This window comes from Pelagicoccus enzymogenes (assembly GCF_014803405.1).
GTDB classification, from domain to species: Bacteria; Verrucomicrobiota; Verrucomicrobiia; order Opitutales; family Opitutaceae; genus Pelagicoccus; species Pelagicoccus enzymogenes.
In genome coordinates this window covers 257,717-273,086 of record NZ_JACYFG010000007.1, presented here as the reverse complement: position 1 = coordinate 273,086, position 15,370 = coordinate 257,717, and the positions used below count along the sequence as shown (strand labels likewise).

Annotated in this window: 12 protein-coding genes; 6 read left to right on the top strand and 6 right to left on the bottom strand. The window is 57.7% G+C overall.

The genetic code is table 11. From position 1 onward, the window contains the following. Nucleotides 1–3: 3 nt before the first annotated feature. From IEN85_RS07145 to ilvE, 4 genes are all read right to left on the bottom strand, one after another. Nucleotides 4–2,508 carry an AAA family ATPase gene (locus IEN85_RS07145; RefSeq protein WP_191616396.1) on the bottom strand — a complete coding sequence of 835 codons (2,505 nt, stop codon included), beginning with the start codon at nt 2,506–2,508 and terminating at the stop codon, nt 4–6. A 6-nt stretch (nt 2,509–2,514) separates the two neighbouring features. Continuing rightward, nucleotides 2,515–3,645: a protein arginine kinase gene (locus IEN85_RS07140; protein ID WP_191616395.1), complete on the bottom strand. Its 1,131-nt coding sequence runs from the start codon at nt 3,643–3,645 to the stop codon at nt 2,515–2,517. Between the two features lie 5 nt (nt 3,646–3,650). Beyond that, nucleotides 3,651–4,160: a UvrB/UvrC motif-containing protein gene (locus tag IEN85_RS07135; RefSeq protein WP_191616394.1), complete on the bottom strand. Its 510-nt coding sequence runs from the start codon at nt 4,158–4,160 to the stop codon at nt 3,651–3,653. 253 nt (nt 4,161–4,413) lie between these two features. Further along, nucleotides 4,414–5,280: a branched-chain-amino-acid transaminase gene (ilvE, locus tag IEN85_RS07130; protein WP_191616393.1), complete on the bottom strand. Its 867-nt coding sequence runs from the start codon at nt 5,278–5,280 to the stop codon at nt 4,414–4,416. A gap of 512 nt (nt 5,281–5,792) precedes the next feature. Between ilvE and IEN85_RS07125 the strand changes: the two genes are divergently transcribed. Beyond that, nucleotides 5,793–6,509, top strand: coding sequence for a type II secretion system protein (locus IEN85_RS07125; protein ID WP_191616392.1), 717 nt, complete (start codon nt 5,793–5,795; stop codon nt 6,507–6,509). Between the two features lie 106 nt (nt 6,510–6,615). Here the strand turns inward: IEN85_RS07125 and IEN85_RS07120 are convergent, their stop codons facing one another. Then, on the bottom strand, nt 6,616–7,269 hold the full coding sequence (locus IEN85_RS07120) for an endonuclease III domain-containing protein (protein WP_191616391.1): 654 nt from the start codon (nt 7,267–7,269) through the stop codon (nt 6,616–6,618). Between the two features lie 154 nt (nt 7,270–7,423). On the opposite strand from IEN85_RS07120, the gene gcvP reads away from it, so the two are divergent. Continuing rightward, nucleotides 7,424–10,351, top strand: a complete 2,928-nt coding sequence (gcvP, locus tag IEN85_RS07115) for an aminomethyl-transferring glycine dehydrogenase (RefSeq protein ID WP_191616390.1) — start codon at nt 7,424–7,426, stop codon at nt 10,349–10,351. A 108-nt stretch (nt 10,352–10,459) separates the two neighbouring features. Here the strand turns inward: gcvP and IEN85_RS07110 are convergent, their stop codons facing one another. Continuing rightward, complete coding sequence (locus tag IEN85_RS07110) at nt 10,460–11,344, bottom strand: HDOD domain-containing protein (protein ID WP_191616389.1); 885 nt, start codon at nt 11,342–11,344, stop codon at nt 10,460–10,462. A gap of 257 nt (nt 11,345–11,601) precedes the next feature. Between IEN85_RS07110 and IEN85_RS07105 the strand changes: the two genes are divergently transcribed. The 4 genes from IEN85_RS07105 to IEN85_RS07090 all read left to right on the top strand — a co-directional run bounded on the left by IEN85_RS07105 (nt 11,602) and on the right by IEN85_RS07090 (nt 15,224). After that, entirely contained in the window at nt 11,602–12,414 is an 813-nt protein-coding gene (locus IEN85_RS07105) for an alpha/beta hydrolase (RefSeq protein ID WP_191616388.1), read from the top strand. 23 nt (nt 12,415–12,437) lie between these two features. Then, nucleotides 12,438–13,139: a DUF445 domain-containing protein gene (locus IEN85_RS07100; protein ID WP_191616387.1), complete on the top strand. Its 702-nt coding sequence runs from the start codon at nt 12,438–12,440 to the stop codon at nt 13,137–13,139. Between the two features lie 81 nt (nt 13,140–13,220). Continuing rightward, nucleotides 13,221–14,414 (top strand): outer membrane beta-barrel protein, encoded by a 1,194-nt coding sequence (locus IEN85_RS07095; protein ID WP_191616386.1) that lies wholly within the window; start codon nt 13,221–13,223, stop codon nt 14,412–14,414. 159 nt (nt 14,415–14,573) lie between these two features. Next, complete coding sequence (locus tag IEN85_RS07090; RefSeq protein ID WP_191616385.1) at nt 14,574–15,224, top strand: response regulator; 651 nt, start codon at nt 14,574–14,576, stop codon at nt 15,222–15,224. Nucleotides 15,225–15,370 lie beyond the last annotated feature (146 nt).

Sequence of the window (15,370 nt, the reverse complement as noted above, 5' to 3'; positions counted from 1 at the left end):
TGCTTACTTTTCAGATTCCGAGGGAACTTCCTCCGTCTCGCTATCCGCAGCCTTGGTGAACTTCAGCTCGTTCCCGTCGCGGATCACCAGAACGTTGTCGCCCTCCTGGACCTGGCCGCCAAGCAATGCTTCGGCGAGCGGATCTTCGAGGAAACGTTCAATGGAGCGACGCAAAGGGCGAGCGCCGTACTTTTCGTCGTAGCCTTCGTCGATGAGCAGCTCCTTAGCGTCCGGTTCCAGAGTCATCTTGATTTCCTTGTCGTCGAGACGCTTCTGCAACTTAGCGATTTCGAGGTCCACGATCTTCACCAGATCCTTACGAGCAAGGCTGTGGAAGACGATCAGATCGTTGATACGGTTGAGGAATTCCGGCTTAAATACCTTCTTCGCCTCGTCCATGACCTTAGCCTTGGTGCCTTCGAAATCGTCCGACAAATTCGTCGCCGCGCCGAAGCCCATAGTCGTTTGCTTCTGGATCACGCTCGCGCCCACGTTAGTGGTCATGATGATGATCGTGTTGCGGAAGTCGATCACGCGTCCGAGGCTGTCCGTAAGGTGGCCTTCCTCGAAGATCTGCAGCATGATCTGCACGACGTCCGGGTGAGCCTTTTCAATTTCGTCGAAGAGCACCAGCGAGTAAGGCTTGCGGCGAACCTGCTCGGAAAGCTGTCCGCCCTCCTCGTGCCCGACATAGCCTGGAGGCGAGCCGATCATGCGAGAAACGGAGAACTTCTCCATGTACTCGGACATGTCGACTTGGATAATCGCGTCACGGTCGCCGAACATCTTCTCAGCGAGCGTGCGAGCGAGAAAAGTCTTACCCACGCCGGTCGGGCCGAGGAACATGAAGGAACCGATCGGACGCTTGGGATCCTTGAGGTCCGCGCGACTCCGCCGCAGGGCCTTGGAGATCGCCACACAGGCTTCGTCCTGGCCGATAACCGACTCCTGCAACTCCTTCTCGAGCTGGAGCAAACGCTCGGTTTCCTTCTTCTCCAGACGCTGCAGCGGCACGCCGGTCCAGTCGGAAACGACCTTCAGCATGTCCTCTTCGTCGATGGTGATCCGGTTTTCCTCGCGGCTGGTCTTCCATGCTTCGAGCACGTCTTCCTGCTGCTTGCGGAGGCGTTTTTCCTCGTCGCGGAACTTGGCTGCTTCTTCGAAATGCTGTTTGCTGATGGCGTCTTCCTTCTTGGCGCAAACCTCGTCCACTTCCTTCGCCAAAGTCTCGATTTCCGGTGGGCGATTGAGGGACGCGATACGAGCGCGCGAACCAGCTTCGTCCATCACGTCGATCGCCTTGTCCGGCAAGAAGCGCGAGGTGATGTAACGCTCGGAGAGCTTGGCTGCGGCCAATAGCGACTCGTCAGTGAACACCGCCTTGTGGTGTTCCTCGTACTTTCCGCGGATGCCCTTGAGAATGAGAACCGTGTCCTCGATGCTGGGAGCCTCGACCTTCACGCTTTGGAAACGGCGATCGAGGGCGCTGTCCTTCTCGATGAACTTGCGGTACTCGTTGAGCGTAGTCGCTCCGATACACTGCAGCTCGCCACGGGACAGGGCCGGCTTGAAAATGTTGGACGCGTCCATGGCGCCTTCCGCCGCGCCGGCGCCCACGATAGTGTGAAGCTCGTCGATGAAGATGATCACGTTTCCAGCCCGCTTGATCTCGTCCATCACCGCCTTGATACGCTCTTCGAATTGGCCGCGGTACTTGGTGCCGGCCACCATGAGAGCGAGGTCCAATGTAATGACCTTCTTGTCCAGCAGGATCTCAGGAACCACGCCGCTGGAAATTTCCAAGGCGAGGCCTTCAACGATGGCGGTCTTGCCCACGCCCGCTTCACCGATCAGAACTGGATTGTTCTTGGTGCGGCGACAAAGGATCTGGATCACGCGGCGAATTTCCGCCTTGCGGCCGATCACCGGATCGAGCTCTCCCTTGCGAGCGAGCTCCGTCAAATCGCGTCCAAAGGCCTTGAGCGCCGGAGTCTTGGCTTCCTTCTTCTCCTCTTGGCTTTGGCTGCGACCTGGGGAAACCGCTTCTTCGGTTTCGCCGGAAAACTGGGGATCGAGCTCCCGGAGGATCTCGTTGCGAGTGCGCTCGATATCGACGTCGAGCGACTTCAGTACGCGAGCCGCCACGCCTTCGCCTTCGCGAAGGAGTCCGAGCAAGATGTGCTCCGTGCCGACGTAACTGTGGTTGAGGGCTTTCGCTTCCTTGCCAGCGAGGGCCAAAACCTTTTTGACGCGAGGCGTGTAAGGGATGCTGCCGGCAGCCTTTCCTTCGGGACCGGAACCGACTTGCTTCTCTACCGCGCTGCGCACCGTCTCGAGATCGAGACCCATCTTTTGCAGCACGCTAACCGCTACGCCTTGGCCGAGTTTGATCAGCCCCAGCAGGATGTGCTCCGTGCCGACGTAGTTGTGGTGAAAGCGATCTGCCTCCTTACGGGCCAGGGCAAGGACTTGCTGGGCGCGCGGAGTGAAATTGTTCATTGGTTCCATAAAGCGTTATTCTGCCTCCTGTTCGGGATCTGGTTTGGGGGTATCGTCCTCTGAGGACATTTCGTGAAGGTTAAATATGGGACGGGCAACGTTTTCGAACTGCTTGCGCATGTAGGCCGCCCTGAATTCGTCTCGAGCGCTGGACTCGATCTCGTGGCCCGCGTGGTACTGCACGTGGCCCGGCTGACATTCGATGAACATACGGTCCACAATGTTCCGCGTCTTCTCGGGAAACATCTCCAAATCAACGCCGAACCGGACCAGCGAAGCGAGGTTCATGCATTCGGAGGAAGTCAGCAAATGGCTGTTTTGCAAAATCCCGTACGCGCGGCCGATCTTGTCGTACAGCTTGTTCGGATCTTTCTCCAAGATCTTCTCCCGCGCGTTCATCTCCTGGTCGATGATGGTGCGAAGCACCGAAGAGAGTCGCTTGACGATCTCGCCCTCGGATTCGCCAAGGGTGGTTTGATTGGAAATTTGGAAGATGCTGCCGCTCGCGTCCGAGCCCTCGCCGAACAAGCCGCGCACCGCGATCCCGAGCTGGTTGACCGCCCGTACCACCTTCTCCATCTGGCTGGAGATGACCAAGGCCGGCAAGTGCATCATGGTCGAAGCCCGCATCCCCGTGCCCACGTTGGTCGGGCAAGCAGTGAGGTAGCCCAGCTTCTGCGAAAATGCGAAGTCGAGCTGCTCTTCCAAGGCCGAGTCGATCGCATCGATGGCGTTCCAGGCGCTCTTGAAGCGGTATCCCGACTTGATTACTTGGATGCGGAGGTGGTCCTCCTCGTTGATCATCACCGAAATCGACTGGTCCTTGCTGATGACCACTCCGGCAGCGTCCGCATTGCTCGAGAGCTCGCGGCTGATCAAGTGGCGTTCCACAAGGATCTGACGTTCCAAATCGGAGAGTGAGGAAATTTCCGCGCTGATGCCGCGCTTCATCTGGCTGAGCGAAGCGACGGAGGGCAAACATGTCTCAAGTACCTCCTTGCGGCGCGTCTCTTTGGCCCACCCTGGAAAGGGCGTGTTGGCGATGTTGCGAGCCAGGCGGATGCGCGTCATGAGCACAACCGGGCATTTCTTGGAGCCCGCTTCCGTCATCTCCGACTTTCCGCCAAATATGCTTTTGATTAACATTGAGTTCAGTCCTCGAGGGCGGCGGCTTCCATCGCCTTTTTAAGTTCAATAATCTCGTCCCGCATGCGAGCCGCGTCTTCGTAGCGCTCCGAGGAGATCGCTTCCTTCAAGCCGTCCTCCAAGGTTCCCAAGCGGTCGATGAACGTCGCCCTTTCCAAGGCTCGCTGCGGAACCTTGCCCTTGTGGGAATCTCCCTTGTGCATGTTGAGCAATGCAGGGTTTACCACGCTGGCAAAGGTTTCGTAGCAGGCGCCGCAGCCCAGTCGGCCAGTCTTTTTGAACTCCCTTTGCGTGCAGCCGCACTCCGGGCAGGAGAGAGCGGCGACCTCGGGAGCAGACTGCGATTCCGGCTTTACCAGCAGGTCCGCCAGAGAGTAGCCGCTAGGATCGGTGATGCCCTTTTGCTCGGCACAGCTTTCGCAAAGGTCGATCTTGTGAATCTGATTGTTGATAATCTGCGTGAGATGAACCGTGGCCGGCTCGCTGCAGACATCGCATTTCAGTGGCTTCGCCATTTAAAGAAGATAGGTGTTTGGTTTGGTTAACTAGGCAGATTGCGCCGTCCACTCGTGCGCGAGCGAGACAATGCAAACCCCATGCCATCTTTGCTGGAAGGTTTGTGAACTGTCCAACATTAATGCGTGAGGAATCGCTTCGTCTCAAAACAAGACTAACGATTTCCTTAAATTTTACGAGAAGCGGCAGCAGATTACTGCAGCCTCCGCAAAGGTGGTCCGACTTCGGAGAAGCCGGACGCATTACCCCCAATCAAATCATCGTTCCATGCGTGCTCACCTCCTGGTGAAACGCTGCATGCAACTTCTGCGTGATGGGCCCTGGCTTGCCGTCTCCGATCGCCCGGGAATCCAAGCCTACCACCGGAATCAGTTCCGCAGCGGTACCGGTCAGAAAACACTCGTCCGCGTTCCAGATTTCGTAGCGCGTCAAGTTCACTTCCTTGACCTCGATTCCCTCAGCGTTGGCCAGATCGATCACCGCTTGGCGCGTGATGCCGCGCAGCGCTCCATTTGAAGCGTGCGGGGTGAAAATTACCCCCTTGTGCACGATGAAAATGTTGTCGCCCGTACACTCCGCCACGTTGCCTTGGTCGTTGAGCAAAATCCCCTCCAAGGCGCCGGCCTGAGCGGCCTCCACCTTGGCCATGATGTTATTCAAGTAATTGAGCGACTTCACCCCGGGATTCAGAGCTGCCGCATTGGTGCGGCGCGTCGGTACCGTCACGATCTTGAGACCCTCCGTGTAACACTCTTCCGGATACAAGGCGATCTTGTCGGCGATGATGATCAGCGAAGGCTTCGGGCAAGAATTCGGCGAAAGGCCGAGGCTTCCCGGGCCGCGGGTGACGATCAATCGAATGTAACCGTCGCTCAGACCATTGACGCGGCACGATTCGCACACCAAGTCGGACAATTCCTGCCGCGACCAGGGCATGTTGAGAAGGATCGCCTTGGCCGAGTACTCGAGGCGCTCCAAATGCTCGTCCAAGCGGTAGACGCAGTTCTTGTAGATGCGGATTCCCTCGAAAATCCCGTCGCCATAGAGCAATCCATGGTCAAAAACCGAAATCTTCGCATCTTCCTTCTCAACAAACGCTCCGTCCAAATAAATCTTCATAGGCCGCGTATATCTGTAAGCCCCTCCCCCGCTGGCAAATAAATTGTGCCGCGGGAACGAGAAACGGACAAAAGGAAGCAAGCTCCCGTAACGCGTGATACGCCAACCCAAACCAAGACTGGCTCCACTTCATCGCGGCTCATAGATCGCGCCTGACAGGTAGGGTCCGCTGTCCCAGCGGACCGCCCACCGACCGCAACCCGCAACCCTCAACCTAGCTCCCCCTGCCTCGCGGCGTGCCGCAAGCGGCAGCCCTACAAATTGAAAAGCAAACGGACCCGCCCAGCCAAGCTGGGGTCCTCGCCCCAGGCCAGATCTAGCAGGAGCAACCCTATCAGGCTTTCCATTACGTAGGCATAATGCCCACCATGAGAGCCTCCTAGTATCAAATACGCTGATAACCCTTACACGCCATTGTAACTTGAAGAAAGCGTTCACGAAGGCTTTTAATGAGACTACAAAAACCACCCCAACCAACTAAGAGACAAACGATCCGTAACCCACATTTTGCCATGAACCATAAGATCAACACGAAGAAGGGCTTCACGCTCATCGAGGTCCTGACGGTGATCGCGATCCTCGCCATCTTGGGAGCCATCATCTTCCCGACCGTCGGTCAGTTCCGCACGCTCGCCAAGAAAAGCAGCGACTCGAGCGACCTTCGCGACATCGTGCAAGCCTCCCTCCTATTCGCCTCACAGAACGGGGAGCGCTTGGTCGGGCCGGAACAGACGCTAGAAACTACGGGCGTGGAAACAACGGGAGAAAACGACCTAGTCGACGTGGCTGCTGTGTTGGCTTTTGCCGCAGATTTGTATGATCCCAAGGTTTGGGTCAGTGCCAACGAGACGGATCGCCTGACGGGCAACGGAGGTTTGTACACCGGAAATTTGGCAGATGGTAATCTAACAACAAGCTTACAGTTCAGCCCCGACCAATTTTCCTACGCCTACGTTGTCGGTCTCAACACATTCGACTCTGCCACAACCCCCGTTGTCTACACCCGACAATCTGGCACCGGTGGCCAATGGGGGCCGGGTGACCCATACTCAACAGAGGGCGGTCATGTAGCCTTCCTCGGAGGCAATGTCAATTGGTACGAAGATCTCGCCAATCAATTGATTGACCCAAATGGAGGCGCCGTTGGCACTATAGACGCAGCGGTAGGCGCAACTGAAACGTCGACCCGAGCCATCCGAGAGCCAGTAGCAACAGGTACCGGCGGATAGCCTGAACAACAAACCTTTTCCACAACCCCAGCCTTTACCGGCTGGGGTTTTCTTTTGCTCCAATCCTCGTGGGAAGCGGCCTTGAGCCGCGATATCCATTCCCGACTCACGCCTTGCGCGTCACCTTCGCTCGCTTGCGATCCGGGTACAAGGCCCGGCAGATCGGACACACCGTTCCATCGCATCCGCGAGCCGTGCAAAACTCGCGCCCGTAGTAAATGATCTGCAGGTGCAGGTGATTCCATCGCTCCTTGGGAAAGAGCCGTTTCAGGTCCGCTTCCGTTTGAGCGACGTTCTTACCGCTGGTGAGCCCCCAACGTTGGCCCAGCCGGTGGATGTGCGTATCGACCGGAAAGGACGGGAAACCGAAGGCCTGCGACATGACCACCGACGCCGTCTTGTGCCCCACCCCTGGCAAGGCCTCCAGCTCCTCAAAACTTTGAGGCACTACGCCGCCATGCTTGGCCATCAAGATCTCCGACAAATCTCGGATCGCCTGCGACTTGCGCGGCGAAAGTCCGCAAGGACGAATCACATCCCGAATGGAGTCCACCGGCACCCGCCGCATGTCGTCCGGATTGTCCGCCAGCTTCCAAAGCTCCGGCGTGACCTTGTTGACGCGCTCGTCCGTGCACTGAGCCGAGAGCAGCACTGCCACCAATAACGTGTAAGCATCGACGTGGTCCAAGGGAATCGGCGGATTCGGATAGCGTCGTTCCAACTCAAGATCCACGTATGCAGCTCGCTCCTTATTCGTCATGAAAGATGTAGGAGCGAGCTTGCTCGCGAAACTCAACCCGAAAAGTAGGGCGCGGGCTTTATGCCCGTCCCGCATGAGCAATAAAGTCCGAGCCCTACAAAATTAACCGAATTGCCGCATTGATTTGCGCGCTTCGATTTCTAGTCTGCCGCCCATGCCAAACAGCACCGCGGCCACACCATCACGAAGCGCTTCTGCACAAGCCCAAGCCAACCCGCTCGCCAAGCTCGACCAATTCGCTCCTCGCCACCTCGGCACCAGCGGCCCCGCCGCCGACGAATTGGCCCGCGCGGTGGGCTTCGATTCCGTCGACGCCCTCGTCGACCAAGCGGTGCCGGCCTCCATCCGTAGCAAGGGCCTGAAAAACCTGCCCGAACCGATCGGCGAGCACGACATGCTGGCCGAACTCAAGACCCTCGCCTCTCGAAACAAGGTCAACAAAACCTACATCGGCCTCGGCTACTACCCAACGATCACCCCGCCGGTCATCCAGCGCAACATCCTGGAGAACCCAGGCTGGTACACCCAATACACGCCTTACCAGGCGGAAATTTCCCAAGGCCGCATGGAAGGCCTTCTCAATTTCCAAACAATGGTTTCGGACCTCACCGGACTCGAAATCGCCAATGCATCCCTGCTCGACGAAGGTACCGCCGCTGCCGAGGCCATGGGACTAGCCTTCTCCCAAGTGGGACGGGCCGGCAAAAAGCAAAAGATCCTCATCTCCAAGGATTGCTTCCCGCAAACCGTAGAGGTGGTCACCTCCCGAGCCGCTCCCCTAGGAATAGATTTCGAGATCGTCGACCTGGAGGATTCGCTGGATTTCGAGGGCGTATTCGCGGTTCTACTACAGTATCCAGACGCCAACGGTATCGCCAAAGATTTCTCCGCCATCGCCGCCCAAGCGAAGGAAAGCAAAGTGCTGACCATCGTAGCGACCGACTTGCTGGCCCTCACTCTTCTGAAATCTCCCGCCGCGCTGGGTGCCGACGTGGCGGTCGGCAGCGCGCAGCGCTTCGGCGTTCCGATGGGATTCGGAGGTCCCCACGCTGCCTTCTTCGCAACCCGCGACGCATACAAAAGAAAGATCCCCGGCCGCATCATCGGCATCTCCAAGGACAGCGCGGGCAACCCAGCCCTCCGCCTCGCCCTGCAAACGCGCGAGCAACACATCCGCCGCGACAAGGCTACGAGCAACATTTGCACCGCCCAAGCGCTGCTCGCCAACATCGCCGCAGCCTACGCAGTCTACCACGGCCCGGTGGGACTCCGTAACATCGCCAGCCGTATCCAATTACTCACCACACTGGCCACCGATGCCTTGGAAGCATCCGGCTTCAACGTCGCCCCAGGCAAGCGCTTCGATACCGTGGTGGTGGACCTTTCCGAAGAAGCTGCAGCCGATGCCGCAGCTCGCGCTGGAGACGCCGGCATCAACCTGCGCTCCGTATCGCCCGGCTCGATTGGCTTTTCCCTCGACGAAACCACCTCTCCCGCGGACCTCGTGGCCCTCCTCCAGGTCTTCGGCATCGAAACCGACGTCGCTGCGCTCGTGGAAAAGGCCCAAGCTTGCTCGCCATCCGCCGAAGATGCATTGAACCGCGAAATCGACTACCTCAGCCACCCGGTCTTCAATTCCTACCATACGGAAACCGAGATGCTGCGCTACCTCAAGAGGCTGGAGAACCGCGACCTTTCGCTTACCACCTCAATGATCCCGCTCGGCTCCTGCACCATGAAGCTCAACGCGGCGGCCGAGATGCTTCCCATCACTTGGCCCGAGTTTTCCAGCATCCACCCCTTTGCCCCCAAAGAGCAAACCAGGGGCTACTTGGAATTGATCGAACAACTCGAAGGCTGGCTCTCGGAAATAACTGGCTTCCAAGCGACCTCCATTCAGCCCAACGCGGGATCCCAAGGCGAATACGCTGGGTTGCTGGCCATCCAAAAATACCACGCCAGCCGCGGCGACTCGAACCGCAACGTGTGCCTGATTCCCCTTTCCGCCCACGGCACCAACCCCGCTTCCGCAGCCATGGCTGGATTGAAAGTCGTGACCGTGGCTTGCGACGAGCAAGGCAATATCGACGTGGAAAACCTCCGGGAAAAAGCGGAACAGCACGCTGAAAACCTGGCCGCCCTGATGGTCACCTACCCGTCGACACACGGCGTATTCGAATCTTCCATACGAGAAATTTGCCAAATCGTCCACGACAACGGAGGACAAGTCTATATGGACGGCGCCAACATGAACGCTCAGTGCGGACTCACGAGCCCGGGCGAAATCGGAGCGGACGTTTGCCACCTCAACTTGCACAAAACCTTCTGTATTCCCCACGGAGGAGGCGGTCCCGGCATCGGTCCCGTTTGCGTCGCCAAACACCTTGCCCCCTTCCTACCGGGCCACCAGTTGAGCGACTCGATTTCCGGCGACGAACGCATCGGAGCCATCTCGGCCGCTCCTTACGGCAGCGCCAGCATCCTGCCAATCTCCTGGGCCTACATCCGCATGATGGGGGCGACAGGAATCACCGACGCCACCAAGATCGCCATCGTCAACGCAAACTACATGGCGAAGCGCCTAGAATCGGAATTCAAAATCGTCTACCGCGGCGAGAGCGGCCTCGTCGCCCACGAGTTCATCATCGACTTCCGCGACTGGAAGGAGCAATCCGGCGTTGAGGTCGAGGATGTCGCCAAGCGCTTGATGGACTACGGATTCCACGCGCCCACCATGTCCTTCCCCGTACCGGGAACCATGATGATCGAACCCACCGAAAGCGAATCGAAAGCCGAGCTCGACCGGCTCTGCGACGCCCTGATTTCGATCAAGGGCGAGATGCTCCGCATCGCTAGCGGAGAATGGCCCAAGGACAACAACCCACTCAAGAACGCGCCGCACACCAGCCAAGCGGTGACCGCGACGGATTGGAGCTCTCCCTACACCCGTGACGAAGCGGCCTTCCCAGCGTCATGGACTCGTGAATACAAGTACTGGCCAGCTGTCAGTCGAGTCGACAACGTGTTCGGCGACAGAAATCTCGTTTGTTCCTGCCTGCCGATCGAGGCCTACACAGAATAAACCCAGGCAAGCGAAACAGACTTAGGCTGCTCCCAACCTGAAGGTGGGACGGCCGCTCCGCGGGCGTCGAGCGCCCTGCACTTAGAAGCCCCCTCGGAGGCAAACCTCCTAGTTGGCTTGCTGGTGTCCGGCTTCTTCTTCCACCATCGCAAGCGTGTATTCGAAAACTTCGGACAAAGTCTTGCCACGATAGACCGCGCGCCCTTCGCCGCGCAGCGGATCCTTAACGCCATTGAACGACTCTAAAACGCGATCCGCCATGAAACGGGCGATCGCCAAGCTCTGCGTCCAATCATATCGGTCCTTCATCGGGGGATTTAAAAATTGCGAGGACACAGGGATATGCACCTCCTTGGAAAAGCCCCAGATCTTAAGCGCAAGCCCGCCGACTTCGGCATGAGTCGTTCCAAACTCCCGCAACTCCGCTTCCGCAAGCCGCCTCGAGGTTTTCTCTAAAAAAACCAGCTCGTCTCCACTGATCAATCGGACCGCTTCGTCCACGATCACCCAGCCGATCGCATGCAGCAATCCGATCGCGTAGGCGGTTTCCGCCCGCTCGGTATCGCCTTGGTAGATGAAGCGCATCGCGGAGCCGCAGGCGAAGGAGCGACGGATGAAGTTGCCGCCGTCGATGTTGTATACCGAGAGATGGTGCGGGATCAGGTTCCGCAGCCAGAGCCTCAGGGCGATTCGCCCTAGTCGTTCCAATCCTATCGCCTGAACCGCATCCTTAACGGAATTCGCCCCGCGTGATCCGTAGACCGCGGACTTAGAGCTCCGCACGATCTCAACCGTTAAAAGTGGATCCTTGCCCACCAGTTCGGTCGCACCCTGCGTGGTCGAGTGCTTTTCCTGCAAATAGAAGTACAGCTCGCGACAGACCTTGCCAAGGGTAGGCAGCTTCTCGACGCGGGCGATAAACGCTCGCTTCCAGTCGGGCTCTTCAAGGGGGCCTCGTTGCGAGTCGAGACCCCTGTTCGTTGTCGTTTGCATGGGAATTCGTTGGCCGTTGCGCCGGACATGAGGCAGATGCCTTCCGACTGGCACCCCTTACTATCGGATTCACCCTTCTGAAAAAAATAGGGTCGGTCCGCATTTTTCGCAGCGCCGGCGCTCATAGCGCTTAGAGGATCTGCGCAATTCCGCTCAGCCCATCCGTCTGCGACCGCTCAAAACGTAGCCTACGATTCATCGTACAACTGCAAGATAACGCCATTGATCTCTGCAAAACCACCCCTAGGGTTCGCGGGATGGCTCTGATCCACTTCGACTTCTTTTCCGAAACCTTGCGCCTCTCCTCTTCGATCAAGGTGGCCTTCAGCCAGCGTATCAAGCAACAGAAAGGCAGCGACCACAGGAGCCCGGTGCTCTACCTCCTGCACGGCCTGTCCGACGACCACACGACCTGGACGCGCCGCACCAGTATCGAACGCTACGCCGAGGCCTACGACGTTACCGTTGTCATGCCCGCCGTCCATCGAAGCTTCTATCGGAACACCCACGCCGGACACCGCTACTACGACTACGTTGCTCACGAGCTTCCCGAAATCTGCCAGCGATACTTTTCCATTTCCGAAAATCGCGACGACACATTCGTGGCAGGCCTTTCCATGGGAGGATACGGCGCCTTCAAACTAGCCCTTTCCAACCCTGACCGCTACGCTGCAGCCGCCAGCCTCTCCGGCGTTCTGGATATCGCAGCCTTGGCTGGGGACAGGGAGGAACGGCTGCCGGATTGGCCCTCTATCTTCGGCCCCGAGGCGGTAATCCAAAACAGCGAGGACGATTTGCTTCATCTCGCATCGAAACTGAAAGCGGAAAACCGCGCCGACATCCCCGCCCTCTACCAGTGCTGCGGAACGGAGGACTACCTGTACCTCGCCAACCAGAGCTTCCTCGCCCACTCCCGTTCCATCGGGCTCGAGCTCGATTACGAGGAAGGTCCTGGCGCCCACGAATGGGGATACTGGGACGCAAGCATCCAACGCGTCTTGAATTGGCTGCCGCTGCAACAGCTCGAAAGCGATCTTGCCACCGCGGCGAACGCCACCGAAACAAAATAGCTCATTCCTTTTCCACCTTCGTCATGAACAAGAGCCTCGTCACGAACCTCATCGCTGTCGCTTTGCTAATCCTGGGAGCAGCCCTACCCGATTCCGCTGCCAAGCCTTTCGTGCTGAACGCGGGCGTCTTCGCCCTCGCCGGCGCCGTAACCAACTGGATCGCCGTTCACATGCTGTTCGAAAAAGTCCCCGGCCTCTACGGATCGGGAGTGATCGCCGCGCGTTTCGAGGAGTTCAAAGCAGCCATCCACAAGCTCGTGATGGAAAGCTTCTTCACCGAAGAAAATTTCATGAAGTTCGCCGACACGGCCCTGCACCAAGGGCTCGACGCGGAAACCTTGGAAAAGTCCATCGACATGGACGAGCTCTTCGAAGGCTTCCTGCAAGTAGTGGCCCACTCAAAATTCGGAGGCATGCTGTCCATGTTCGGCGGGGCAAAGGTACTCGAACCCCTGCGCGACCCCTTCAAGGAGGAGTTTCGCAAACGCCTAAAGCAAATCGTCGATTCGCTCGATATTAGCCAATCGCACAGCTCATTCGAAAAAGTACAACCCATGATCGAGGGACTCGTCCGCGGGAAGCTCGACGAGCTCACCGCGCCTCAGGTGAAACAAATCCTCTCCGACTTGATTCGCGAACACCTCGGTTGGCTCGTGGTTTGGGGAGGCGTGTTCGGCGCTTTGATCGGACTGCTTTCAACCAGCCTGCAAACCGCCTTTCTCTAATCCCACTCACTCCAAGAACGCCCAGCTCAAGCTTGTAATCCGAGCCAGCCCCCGGCATTTACCCAGACACAGAATCCTGAAATGAAGCCTCTCAGCCTGACATCCCTCGCCTTGATCGGCGCAGCCCTCCTCACGCCCGCCACGCCCCTGCTAGCCGGACCTCGATTCGCGGGCGGAGACGTGACAGTCCAAGGGACTGTATCCATCACGGAAAGCAGCCGCGTGAGTCCAAATTCGAATGCGGGATCCGACACCATCTACGGGTTCACGCCAGCAATCAGCTACACGCGAGAATCGAATAGGATGAACCTAGAGGGCAGCTTGAGCTTTCCCGTACGACGTTACGACAACAACGACTCGCTCGATTCTGACTCCATCAGCTTCAACCTAGGCGGAGAGATTCCCTTCGGCGCCGGTCCGAAACTATCGGGCAACTGGGGGGTCAACTACTTCGACGGCGTGCGCGAGAGCTTTCTCACCAACCAAAACCTCGACTCTGAAACCTTCTCAGTCAGCGCCTACGCCGACTACCTGCTGCAAAGACGCCTCAGTTTCCGCACTCGAGCATCTTACAACGACCGGTCAAACGACGGCGTCTTCGGCTCGTTTTCAAGCGCCAACACAACGACCCTTTTCGCAGCGGGACTGCATGCCCGCGAACTGATCCGCGGACGCATCGGCATGTATGCGGAATACCAAATCCAAGAGCGCAAAACGGATTTCATCACTATCGGGGACGAGGCCGTGGACGATACCGACGACGGCCTAAACTTCGGCATCACTGGCCAAATCCTCCCCGAACGCCTCTTTCCAAAGCTCGATGCTGACCTGTCCTTCGGATTCACTTCCACGAGCGTCAGCGATCGCGTGAACTCCCGTCCCAATAGCGGCAACAGCAACCGCCTCACCCTCAACGGAAAGCTAGGCTACCCGATGAACGCCAAAACAAACGTGGCGCTCACCTACAACCGAAACCTGGAGGTCACCGACGACGATCGCACGGTTGAACGAAGCCAGGTGAACCTCGCTGTCGACTACACGCCCCAGCCCAAGCTAGGCTTCGTCGCCTCTATCGGCATGAGCAGCAACGACTACATCTACGATGTCGACTCGCGAAACGACGACGTCTTCACCGCGACCTTCAGCACGCGCTACTCGATTCGCTCCAACTGGTCAGCCAATCTCTCCTATAACTACCGCGATTCCTCCTCCAACCAAGCCATCAGCGACTACGATTCTTCCCAGATCACACTCTCCACTACGGTTTCCTACTAACGTGTACTCACGTAATCCAAAACCTAAAGGAACGGCATACGTGACCGAATTGATAAATAAGCGCCTAATAATCAGCTAAATGGCTTGCCAGCACAGCGGGCTCAGCAATCAATTCTAGGTAACCTTTCCAACCGGTTTGTACAAACGAGAATCCAGAACATGTCGATAAGAGTATTCATCGTAGACGATCACCCCCTCGTCCGTCAGGGCCTCACCCAAATCATCGGCGGACAAGAAGACTTCGAAGTGTGCGGGGAAGCCGAGGATTCACCTTCCGCGATGCGGGGTATCGACAACACGAAGCCCGACGTCGTCATAGTCGACATATCCCTACAAGGGAACAACGGGCTGGAACTCATCAAGAACCTTAAGGCCATCCACGAAAAGCTGCCGATCCTCGTTTTCTCCATGCACGACGAGTCGATCTACGCCCAACGCGCATTGCGAGCTGGAGCCAAGGCTTACGTGATGAAAAAGGAGTCTTCCGAAAAGATCATCGAAGCCATCCGCAAGATTCTCAAAGGCGAAATCTATGTAAGCCCTCGCGTCGCCGACCAGGTGCTGCACCAGATCGTGAACGGTCCCAGCAACGCCTCCGCCTCGCCGGTGGACCGTCTCACCGACCGCGAACTGGAAGTCGTGCAACTGATTGGACGCGGACTCTCAACCAGAGAGATAGCCGAAAGCCTGCACTTGTCGGTCAAAACCATCGAGTCCCACCGAGCCCACGTGAAGGAAAAGCTCAACCTCCGCAACGCGACAGAACTGGTTCAGTTCTCCGTCCAGTGGGTCGACCAGCAAGAGTCCTGATTCAAGCGAACAGCTGAATAGAATTTCAAAGGGACGACCGATTCGCGGTCGTCCTTTTTCTTTGTCGATATCCGGCAAGTCTCCCCTAGCAAGAAACACTCAGGGGAAAATTCAGGGCAAACCAAGCCGGTCCCCTAAAACCACCC

Bases quoted from the DNA above. Each gene is read 5' to 3' on its own strand.
- ilvE (WP_191616393.1), bottom strand. From the start codon at position 5,280: ATGAAGATTTATTTGGACGGAGCGTTTGTTGAGAAGGAAGATGCGAAG.
- IEN85_RS07100 (WP_191616387.1), top strand. From the start codon at position 12,438: ATGAACAAGAGCCTCGTCACGAACCTCATCGCTGTCGCTTTGCTAATC.
- IEN85_RS07145 (WP_191616396.1), bottom strand. From the start codon at position 2,508: ATGGAACCAATGAACAATTTCACTCCGCGCGCCCAGCAAGTCCTTGCC.
- IEN85_RS07110 (WP_191616389.1), bottom strand. From the start codon at position 11,344: ATGCAAACGACAACGAACAGGGGTCTCGACTCGCAACGAGGCCCCCTT.
- IEN85_RS07105 (WP_191616388.1), top strand. From the start codon at position 11,602: ATGGCTCTGATCCACTTCGACTTCTTTTCCGAAACCTTGCGCCTCTCC.
- IEN85_RS07125 (WP_191616392.1), top strand. From the start codon at position 5,793: ATGAACCATAAGATCAACACGAAGAAGGGCTTCACGCTCATCGAGGTC.
- IEN85_RS07095 (WP_191616386.1), top strand. From the start codon at position 13,221: ATGAAGCCTCTCAGCCTGACATCCCTCGCCTTGATCGGCGCAGCCCTC.
- IEN85_RS07120 (WP_191616391.1), bottom strand. From the start codon at position 7,269: ATGACGAATAAGGAGCGAGCTGCATACGTGGATCTTGAGTTGGAACGA.
- IEN85_RS07140 (WP_191616395.1), bottom strand. From the start codon at position 3,645: ATGTTAATCAAAAGCATATTTGGCGGAAAGTCGGAGATGACGGAAGCG.
- IEN85_RS07135 (WP_191616394.1), bottom strand. From the start codon at position 4,160: ATGGCGAAGCCACTGAAATGCGATGTCTGCAGCGAGCCGGCCACGGTT.
- gcvP (WP_191616390.1), top strand. From the start codon at position 7,424: ATGCCAAACAGCACCGCGGCCACACCATCACGAAGCGCTTCTGCACAA.
- IEN85_RS07090 (WP_191616385.1), top strand. From the start codon at position 14,574: ATGTCGATAAGAGTATTCATCGTAGACGATCACCCCCTCGTCCGTCAG.